Genomic DNA, 9358 nt, shown 5'->3' on the forward strand with positions numbered 1-9358 from the left:
TCTATGCCTGACAAGAAACTGCATCTTGCCGCCTTTGTCTCCGCAGGTCCCGTTTCCGGCAGCCATGCCGGGTGGCGGCATCCGGAAGCGGACGGCGACCTGCTGTCCGCGGCTTACTACCAGAATATCGGTCGGCTGCTGGAGCAGGGGCGGTTTGATCTTCTGTTCATCGCGGACATCCTCGCGATCCCGGACACGCTGGGCGGCAGCCTGGACAGCCAGCTTCGCTACGGCGCGCTGGGCGCGCTGCGGCTCGATCCGCTGGTGGTGCTCTCGATCATCGCAGGTGCGACCAAGCATCTCGGTCTTGGCGCGACCATTTCGACGACATACGCCCAGCCCTATGCCCTCGCGCGGGCGCTCGCGACGCTTGATCATCTCAGCGCTGGCCGCGCCGCCTGGAACATTGTCACCTCGTTTCAGGAGGCGGAGGCGCGCAATTTCGGCTTGACCGAGCAGCTCTCGCGTGAGGGCCGCTACGAGCGCGCCGACGAGTTTCTCGAGGTCGTGACCAAGCTGTGGAATTCCTGGGAGGATGGGGCGCTGGTCCGGGATCGCCAGACGCCATTGTTCGCCGACCCTGCGCGGGTGCACCGGATCGATCATTCCGGCAAATGGTTCAATGTGCGCGGCCCGCTTAATGTCAGCCGGCCCCCGCAAGGACGTCCGGTCTTCATCCAAGCCGGCGCTTCGGATCGTGGCCGCGATTTCGCTGCGCGATGGGCTGAGATCATTTTCGTGACGCCGGGCCTGATCGATGTCGCTGTCGAATTCCGCAACGATTTGCGCGGCCGTGCGGTCCGTTTCGGTCGCGACCCTGATACAGTCAAGGTGTTGCCCGGCATCGTCCCGGTCATTGGCGACACGGACGAGCAGGCGAAGGCGCTACACGACCAGCTCCAAGAATTGTCGCATCCGGAGTCCGGTCTCTCGACTTTGTCCTATCATCTTGGCGTTGATCTCTCGCGCTTCCCTCAGGACCAGGTCCTGCCTGAAAATCTCGATGTTCCCGGCGTCGAAGGGCACTACCGTGAGGTCGCCGAGTTGACGCGGCGCTCCGGCTTGAGCCTTGCTGACCTCGGACAGCGCTACGGCGCCGGGAGAACCACGAGCGGCTTCGCCGGCACGCCCAGCACGGTGGCTGATCGCATGCAGGAGTGGTTCGAGGCGGGGGCTTGCGACGGCTTCATGTTGCAGGTCCCATATCTTCCAGGCGGTCTGGAGGAGCTGGTCCACGGCCTCGTGCCGGAGCTGCAACATCGAGGGCTGTTCCGCACTGAGTACGACGGCTCGACCTTGCGCGATTCGCTCGGCTTGCCCCGACCAGCGGGCTGAGGCCCCCTCTCGAGTCTACCAATTTGGCGTTGCCAATGGTGCGCACGCTATATGCGCCTTTCGCTGAAAAAACGGCGCGTTTCCCTCTGATGTAGCTGAAATGGTGCAATCCGTTCTGGAATCCCCGCGGTCTTCGACCAAATCCCCAAGCGTATTGCACGAGCTGGCATGTGCTTTCGTCCTTAGCCATCGTTTGTTAGGATCTCATCGTAATAGAAATGGAGTGGCACCATGGAGCCTCAGTGGCTTACGTATGGCAAAAGGTTGCAAGCTATTGCCTCTAGCGGGCTTCATTTTGCGCGAGATCAGTTCGATCGAGAACGATACGAGGAAATTGCTCTCATAGCCAATGAGATGCTTGCCAAATTAGGAAACGTTCCCATCGAGAGGATAGACGGACTCATCTCCGATTTCGCGCGCGGCTATGCAACTCCGAAAGTGGATGTGCGTGGAGCGATAGTGGAGGGGAATAAGGTGCTTCTAGTGCGCGAGAAGAGCGATGGCCTTTGGGCCCTGCCCGGCGGCTTTGCAGAAGTCGGCCTCTCTGCGGCCCGCAACATTGAAAAGGAATTGTACGAAGAAGCTGGATTGAAAGTGTCTGTTTCCCGTCTCTATGGTGTCCGACACAAGGCCAACGCCTCATACTCGCCTGATGCCCGTGAATTTTACAAGATGTTCTTCCTTTGCGACCCGCTCCCAGGTCAGAAGGTGCAGCCGACATCGGAGACTAGCGAGGCTGTCTTTTTTCCAAGAGATCAGTTGCCGCCACTATCGCGAGGCAGGACAATCGAGAGTGACGTTGAAGCGGCTTTCGCATTCGCAACTGACGTCAACAGGCCCGCGTTTTTCGATTGAGAACGCAAGCTCGATGTTTGTGCGAGAGCTAGTCTAGAATTTGAGGCGGACTTGCTGACCGGCAGGCGGTGCCGAATCGCCTGGCACTGCGGAACCAAACTTGGGCTAGCCTGTAAATCGACGTGAGGTCCCGACGCCGATCGGCGAACCAAGATACTGATCCAGCAAACGGTTAAGGGGTTAACCTTGGACGCCTGGTCACAGGTTGCTCGGCTGTCCGGCAATCCAATGAAATCTGACGGCGAAATGCGACGGACAGATTATGGCTGATGACCATGCCGAGTCACGGCTTGCGGTGGACATTTTTGAGAAAAACACGCTGCCGGCCGATTGTTGGCGAAGCAGGCCCGTCATCGTGTCTATCTCATGGACCTTGTCGAGGCGCTCCGTGCAGGTGAGGGCGTTGCTCCGCCCCTTGAGCGAAGAGACCAGCTTTGCCGTCCAATTCGACCCTCGCGGTCAACCAGGAGCATGTCTCAACGAGATTATGGCCCAGCGTTCGGCAGTGTCTTGAACGATTTACTCTCGATCAGCCCGAGCGCCTGCCTCGCCGCCTCCGCCACCTGCGGCAAAGGCGCCGCGGCGAGATATTGAAGTTCCATCGAGAGTTCGCCATCAGCATAGAAGGCCGCTGACTGAGCTGCCGAAGAACGCGTTTCCGCATCATCATCCGCAAGCGCGAGCATCAGGCCCGTTCGAATGACACGCCTTGGCATTGAAGCGAGTACCTCCAGTGCCCGGGCGGAAATCGGTGAGGCGAGGTTCCGCGCCTTCAGCAGCAAAGGCACCGCAAACTCGTCTTTCATCTGACGAATGGCGACCGTGACGGAAAGCGCGCTTTCCTGATTGGAATTCATCATCGTTGCCAGAGCACTCGCGGCCGTCCTTCCGCCGATCCGAGCTAACGCGACGGCGAAGTATCGTTCGGCGTCGGTTCGGGTACTTCGCCGATTGGCCGAAATAAGTGCGGGTATGGCAGCGTCATCTCCAATATCGCCCAGACTAAGTGCGACGTAGTCAAAAAGACCAGTGTCCTCGGTTTCGAGAAGCCGAACCAATACGGATAGGCCGGCGCGGTCGCCTAACTCGCCAATGGCTCTTATCGCGACGAGCCTGACGAAATTCGAGCTGTCTCTTTCAGCTAGCTCGGACAACCTGGGAATCGCCCTCAGGCACCTGTGCTGCTGAAGCCCCAAAACTGCCGAGCTACGTACCTGTTCCGAATCGTCGTCCGTCAACCGAAGGAGAAGCTCGGCGGATGCCTCCGATGGGATGATCTTCAACGCCTCGGCGGCGCCCTCTCGGACAGTCTCATCCTGCTCGCTCGACAGTAACGATACGGTTTCGAACGCGTCCGAGCCGAGAAACTCCGCCAGCAGCCGCGCGGCTTGTCCTCGCCAGCCGCAATAGGGGTCGACAAGACAGCTCCTGAGTATATCCACAAGCTTGGCCTGATCGAGATGCGCAAGCGCCCGACAGGCATTTTCGCGTACGCGGGGGTTTCGATCGACTGCGGCTAGCTGAAGCTTGTCCACAGCTTGAGCATCCGGAATTTCGATCAGAGCTTCCGCGGCGCTCGATCGGATATCGTCTGATGTGTCGCTCAGCGCGTCCAGCATGATAGGCAGGGACGCGTGATCCCTGAATTGTCCCAGGGCTGTGAGCGCATTCGACCTGACAATCTCCTCGTCATCTCGAGCCGCTGCCTCTATGGCGAGCCTGGCATTCGAACTCCCGATGACGGCTAGCGAGTGAACGACAGGCCAACGGATATTTCGGTATTGCGTTTTGTCCGAGAGAACACCCGTCAACGTGCGTTCGGCTGCCTCACCTCCAATGGTTGCGATCGCATCGACTGCGGGAGCAAAAACCAGATCATGCGAAGGATCGAGATAGCTCTGAAGCAGCACCGGAATTGCGGAGGGATCGCCCAAGCTACCCAGCGTTTCTGCCGCGATTTGGCGGACATATTTCTCGGCCGATGAAAGCGCTGGATAGACGATAGTGGCGCTACCCGGAAGACCGGAGGCGGCGACGAAGCGCAGCGCCCTGGAGGCGATTTCCCAATCGTCAGACGCCGCAAGCTTCGCAAGTCTGTTAGTGAGGGCCGTGGTAAGTGCTTGGCCCGATCCACGAAGCGAGCTGGCGACCTGGAGCAGCGGCTCCTCGGCCGCAGTCCAGGGTGAGGCGACCAGAATGGCAATCTCCGTTGACAGGCGCTCACAATAGGACAACGAAATGTCTGCGGCCAGCGCGGCAACCCGTGAGCGCAGTTGGAGCAGCACCAGATCGAAAGAGTCGGGAGCGGCTTTGATGGTGTCGAGGGTGGCTTCGATGTTACCCAGCTCGATGATCGCCATGGCGGCGATCTCGAAGTTTGCGTCGTCCGAAAACGCGATAGAGGCAATAGCGATCAGCGGCTCGGGCTCATGCGCGATGGCGACGGCGGCGAGATACTCCTGGATCGATCTGTGCACGAATGCGAAGCGATCTTCCTCCGAGGCCTGCATGACGAGCCGAGACGAGAGCGTGCTCGAGACAAGCTGATCGAAATCATCGGGCTTGGTCTCGAGCTGATCGTCGAGGGCCGTTTCCAGATCTGATCGTGAGAACGACACCTCGGTCCGTCGTTGCAGCGCCAGCGACGCAAGCGCCAGGAGCATCGGGCCTCGTTCGGGAGAGGGACCTAGCAACTTCACGATTGCCCTGTGCAATAGCGCAATCTTGCCAACGCCAGGAGGCGCTCCCCGGAAACTCCTTCCTTCGATGGCGGCGGAAAATAGGGCGGGAAAGCGGATCAGAAGTTCTGTTGGAATGATGGGGACGCCCGAAGGATCGTCAACCGTCGCGCTCTTGAGGACATCCAGAATGTCCGGCAGGGCGAACGGCAAAAGGCGGTAGCTGGGCAAGGTAGACGTCGTTGGCCTCGAGCTTACGAGTATCTTGTTTCGATCCGCGCTTACGAGATGTCTTTGAAGAGCTCTGGCGAACCGATCTTGCAGAGAGGGCACAAGGGCATCGAAACCGTCGAGCAAGAGAAGCACGCGGCCTTGGAAGAGCCGTCTCGTGAAGAGCCGCTTCAATGAGGCGATTTGCGGCTCGGAAAGCTCGCCCAATCCAGCCGCCTGGGCAAACATGCTCGCGAACAGAGAATTCTCGTCGAACTCAGCGGTCCCGAACAACGGGACGTAAAGCGGAAACAGTCGTCCTTCGGTCGCGGCTTCAACTGCGAGCCATTTCAGCAGCGTCGTCTTACCCGCACCGGCTTCGGCGACTATCAACGTCGCCGGCTCCCTCGAGCGCAGCCATTCCAGACGTACGGTTTCCGGGCCGGCCGTCCGGGGAGGCTGGTCCTTCGTCAGTCCTGAAAGAGGCACCACAACCCTTGTCGGCAACAAGGCCGTCAATTCGGCAGGCACCGCTGCGGCCAGCGCGGCGTGCAGGGTCTGCTGATACAGATGATAAGAAACGTCCGCGTCCTGGTCGAACCGCGCGGCGGTGACGGCCGACTGCAAGTGCTCGGGAGACACGCTGGGGGAAGCAGCCGCGTCCGCCGCCCCGGACTCGCTGCGAAGAAAGTCTGAGAATGCACGATCAAAAATTGGTTCTCGGGACGGATCGGGTGTCGTTCGGCTTTCCTTCTCGAGATTGGCGCATTGCGCGTAGATTTCCTTGAACGACGTTCGGATTGCGGATGTCGGTCCATGTCGAATGACGACGTCTTGGAAAGAAGCCTTCAATCCACTGGCAAAATGAACGTCGATCGTCTCTTTCGAAAGCTTCTCAGCTTTCTGCAGCGGTCCCTGAATGTATTGAGCGTCGGTCAGACAGAACAGGAAGCGGTTCAGCGGTGCTGCTTCAAGCGACAGTGGCAAAGTATTGGTCCCGGTCAGGATCGGGACGACATCCTTCCGAAGCGGGATCTGGCGCTTTGGCTGTATTGAATCCGCGATCCTGCGGAAGTCGAGGTTAAGCTGAGGAGCATAAGAACGCCCTTGCTTCCGCAATTCGATAGCCTGCGCCTCCGCAACGGCGAGTTCTTGGCGTACTCGGTTGAACTCCGGCCTGCCTAGCCATTCGTTCTCGAGCTGCTCAAGAACCCTGTCATGCCGAAACTCGCGAAAGGAAAAACGTAAGACATCGATAATGCCGCCGTCTCCAGTTCCTGAGACCAGGACAGTTGGAGCCGTCATTCCAGTCTGCCTGTACGCATCGATGTTATCGGCTTCCCAATAGGATTTGACGATCGGGAAGTTTTCGTTCGGCTCTTCCTTGCCGAAGCCCACGGCGATGATGACGATATCGAACAGCTCGACGTTCATTCGGCGCGAGCGTTCGCGCCAAGTCTGGCGCGGACTTTTCGGAGGCGCGCCGTTCCATTTCACGAGGTACTGCTCGTTGAGCCGCTCAACAGCAATCTCCTGTGCTCCAAGATGTTCCTCAATGCCATGCTTGTCCCGCAACAGGTACCATTGTTGACGTAGTGTATGGATTACCCGATTGGCAGGAGCGCTTGACCAATTGAGAATGCACAGATGGGCATCTGGGATTTCTTTGCCGAGGGCGGGCCATTCGTAGATATGAGGATGAAGCCAGCGCTTGGTGGTGTCCGCCCCGGCGAAGCTCAGGATGTCTCCATCAATTTTGTCGAATATCGAAACCGTCCAGCCGCAGATTGCGGCAGCGCCGGCCGCCGTGACACCTGCACCTCCGGCTCCGATCACCGCCAGGGTAGGCTCTGTTTCACCTTTCCGTTGATTCAGCGAATAGATGAGATTTAGCGCTCGCACCTGCTGCATATAGAGCGTCGCTGGCCGTTCAAAGCATCCGAGCACGAATAATTTTTCGTGGCTCGGCACGCGCATTCGCTCGAGGATAGCATCGGACTTCATGAACGCCTCTGGAACGACAATCCGACTAGGAGGCCCGGGACTTTAGTTTGTTGAGGCGCTTAATCGCGTCAATTGCCTCTGCGCTGGTTGGCCTGAACGATTTGCTGTGTGAAATGGGTCTGCAGTGCAGCGTAGTAGGTCGGACTGTTGGGATCGCCAGGTCCGAACGTGAGGATTAGATCGTGGGTGCGCGTGCGTCCGGCCGCAAGGAAGGGCGACCCGCCCGAGTTGGCGGACAGGCTGACCAGTTTCCACGACGGCGTGACGTTGCCGTTCGACACCACAACAAACTTGACGTCGTATGACAGCACATCGAGTTTGAGTCCATCCGGCTTTGCCGGCGCGGACGAATGAAGTTCGGCCTGGGCCTTGACCGCTTCAAGCAGATACGCACCTATCCCAAGATCAGACATCAGAAGTGAGCCACCGCTAACTTCAAGCGTATCGCACCATTGGTTCTTTGCCGGCGCGGCTATCTTGCCGACGTTATAAAAGGAATACGACGTGTCGGTGCGCGTGGCGGTCGAGGACAGGTTACCTCCGAGCCCAAGGGTTCCGTCTCGGATCGCCTGGTTGAGGACGAGGCCCGCGCCGAGAGCGCTGTTTTCCTCGACCGTGAGGGTGATCTGCATCTGCACTCCATAGGAGTCTGGAATGCTCGGTCCGTCGTTGATCCGCAGGTTCTTGTTGACGAATTTGATGGCGTGCACGAGTTCGCAGAAGATGTGCTTCTTGATGTCTACCGCCATGTTTCCAGTGATGTCGGGCCCCTCCCAAACCTCTTGCTGCTGCGGAACATAAGTGCCGCAACCACCCAGCGTAGGCAGAAGACAAGAGGCGAGCGCGAGGGCCCCTCGGCGGTTTGGCCGGCTACTGCGGAACACGGACCGCCCCCGGGCTTATGTTCAACTTGTCGAGTACCTTCGGAATGTCCGACCTTCTCAAGTCCTTGATCGTAACGCTGGATCCGCTGATTTGAGCCGAGCCAGTGCCGCTCAATTGATTGACGATTGCGGAGGCTGCTTTTGGATCGAGGCGTTTAAAGGTCATCGAATAAGCCGGGCCGGATTTGCCGATGAAGAGGTCGGGACAACTCCAGTGACAGGGAGGCGCCTCCGTGTAATCGCAGACCTTGATCTTGTGGCAGGCGACCGAAGCGGTCGATGACCAAATCAATGTACCGGCTGCTGTCGCCAAAACGGCGATGGCCCTTTTCATTCAATCCTCCAGAAAACAAACTATGCGAAAAAACTGGCTCCGATGGTAAGCCGTGCGTCGTCCACAAATCAACCGAAAGTAGATTTTCGGCACTGCCAGGCGACGAAATTCACGATGGCGTCGCGATTCGGCAACATTGGCGGTATCGTTTCGCGTTGGATCTGAGCCCTCACTCGGAATTGGGCGGCTGGAGACGCCCGATGCATCGATCGGCGAGAATGGCATCCGGAGGGTGCCGCAGGCTCTCAGCCTGATTAGGTTGGCGACCGCTCTTGATCCGAGAACCGAAAAAGCCCGGGGTGATCGTCGCGCACCGCATCGACACGATAGAGCCGGCCATCGACGTAGCGCCATTTAAGCGGGTGGTTCGGCTCGCGCCGCCACTGCTCCACACTGCTCGAGTGCACCGGGTGTGCGCCAGATGACCGCTGCCGCCTCTCATGCGGTCAAGTTGGACCAGCCCCCCGTATCGACATCGAACCGCGCGGGGGGGGCGGCATGCCGCCGTTGTTGCGACGGCGCTTTGCCGCGAGCGGCCTTTCCAAACTATCTCGCGCCTGCAATCCCTCGATCCGAGTCGCTTCGCCCTTGCCGCTCATGCCTCTGCCCTGGACCGTCGTCGGGTCCAGGGCATGAGGTTCGAGTTTTCTCAAGCAAGAAACGATCGAGAGCGCAGATATTGTGGCTGGATAGCTGTGGCGTGCAAATAGGACGAATCGTTCCTGTCCGCCGAATGGCTGGACCCGCGTCTCGGCGGCGCCAAGTGCGGGGTCCGGAATGGGACCTGGATCAGCTTCTCCAGGTCATTCCGCGCATAGCGGATCGGGCGCGAACTCGGCGGCAGGTCCGGGAAGGCTCCCGCACCGCACCTTCAATCATGAACTCGTCGGCCCCCATTACGAAGGCCGTGCGCTCGACGAAGAGCAACAGCCGAGGCGCCTCGAGTGTCGCCGCCACAAGGCCGGGACTCTGCCCAGTTGCTTGCAAAGCGGTGCCAAATTCGGACCTATATTGACAGACTTACGACTTTTGCTGGACTGGCTTAGGCCCTCGACTCA

At 59.0% G+C, this 9358-nt stretch carries 5 protein-coding genes; 2 read left to right on the top strand and 3 right to left on the bottom strand.

Translation table 11 applies throughout. The annotated features are described in order from the left end of the window. The first annotated feature begins 3 nt into the window (after positions 1-3). Positions 4-1335, top strand: a complete 1332-nt coding sequence (locus ABIB66_RS40455; RefSeq protein ID WP_354259332.1) for an LLM class flavin-dependent oxidoreductase — start codon at positions 4-6, stop codon at positions 1333-1335. A gap of 231 nt (positions 1336-1566) precedes the next feature. Continuing rightward, positions 1567-2190 carry an NUDIX hydrolase gene (locus ABIB66_RS40460; protein ID WP_354259335.1) on the top strand — a complete coding sequence of 208 codons (624 nt, stop codon included), beginning with the start codon at positions 1567-1569 and terminating at the stop codon, positions 2188-2190. 485 nt (positions 2191-2675) lie between these two features. On the opposite strand, the gene ABIB66_RS40465 is transcribed toward ABIB66_RS40460, so the two are convergent. From ABIB66_RS40465 to ABIB66_RS40475, 3 genes are all read right to left on the bottom strand, one after another. Next, the gene (locus ABIB66_RS40465) at positions 2676-7082 is read right to left on the bottom strand and encodes a HEAT repeat domain-containing protein (RefSeq protein ID WP_354259338.1); all 4407 of its coding nucleotides are present in this window, start codon (positions 7080-7082) and stop codon (positions 2676-2678) included. 68 nt (positions 7083-7150) lie between these two features. Further along, positions 7151-7831: a hypothetical protein gene (locus ABIB66_RS40470; protein WP_354259341.1), complete on the bottom strand. Its 681-nt coding sequence runs from the start codon at positions 7829-7831 to the stop codon at positions 7151-7153. Between the two features lie 121 nt (positions 7832-7952). Next, the gene (locus ABIB66_RS40475) at positions 7953-8300 is read right to left on the bottom strand and encodes a hypothetical protein (RefSeq protein WP_354259344.1); all 348 of its coding nucleotides are present in this window, start codon (positions 8298-8300) and stop codon (positions 7953-7955) included. Positions 8301-9358: the final 1058 nt, after the last annotated feature.

Source organism: Bradyrhizobium sp. F1.13.3 (assembly GCF_040548265.1).
Lineage (GTDB): Bacteria > Pseudomonadota > Alphaproteobacteria > Rhizobiales > Xanthobacteraceae > Bradyrhizobium.

Bases quoted from the DNA above. Each gene is read 5' to 3' on its own strand.
- ABIB66_RS40470 (WP_354259341.1), bottom strand. From the start codon at position 7,831: ATGGCGGTAGACATCAAGAAGCACATCTTCTGCGAACTCGTGCACGCC.
- ABIB66_RS40455 (WP_354259332.1), top strand. From the start codon at position 4: ATGCCTGACAAGAAACTGCATCTTGCCGCCTTTGTCTCCGCAGGTCCC.
- ABIB66_RS40465 (WP_354259338.1), bottom strand. From the start codon at position 7,082: ATGAAGTCCGATGCTATCCTCGAGCGAATGCGCGTGCCGAGCCACGAA.
- ABIB66_RS40475 (WP_354259344.1), bottom strand. From the start codon at position 8,300: ATGAAAAGGGCCATCGCCGTTTTGGCGACAGCAGCCGGTACATTGATT.
- ABIB66_RS40460 (WP_354259335.1), top strand. From the start codon at position 1,567: ATGGAGCCTCAGTGGCTTACGTATGGCAAAAGGTTGCAAGCTATTGCC.